Here is a 501-nt window from a genome sequence, read left to right as displayed (position 1 = left end):
CGTCAGGGCTCGKGCGGCCCTGTGCAGTCGGGCACGACTCTCGATTCCGATCATCAACGAACGAACGAGGAAGGAGACCTGATGTCCACGAACTTGGCGCTGTACTTCGCGCTGGCCTGCGGAGTTGCCGCAGTGGTGTATGGCTTCGTGCAACGAAGCTGGATCCTCAGCCGCGACGCGGGCAACCCCCGCATGCAGGAGATCGCGGCGGCGATCCAGCAAGGCGCTGCCGCCTACCTGGCCCGCCAATACAAGACCATCGCCATCGTGGGCGTGGTGCTCGCGATCCTGATCGCCATCGTCCTGCCGCTCACCACGGCCGTCGGCTTCGTGCTCGGCGCGCTGCTGTCGGGCGCCTGCGGCTTCATCGGCATGAACGTGTCGGTGAAGGCCAACGTGCGCACCGCGCAGGCCGCCACGCAGGGCATGGCGCCGGCGCTCGATGTCGCCTTCAAGGGCGGCGCGATCACCGGCATGCTGGTGGTCGGCCTGGGCCTGCTG

At 67.8% G+C, this 501-nt stretch carries 1 protein-coding gene; it reads left to right on the top strand.

Annotation, left to right across the window (positions count from 1 at the left end; all coding sequences use genetic code 11):
- Positions 1-81: 81 nt before the first annotated feature.
- The coding region (locus AC1D01_RS38385; protein WP_477875278.1) for a sodium/proton-translocating pyrophosphatase at positions 82-501 on the top strand (420 nt) is incomplete at its 3' end.

Source organism: Rhizobacter sp. P3_B12 (genome assembly GCF_056402895.1).
Note: the sequence above shows the minus strand (reverse complement) of the source record. Positions and strands in the feature narration are given on the sequence as shown.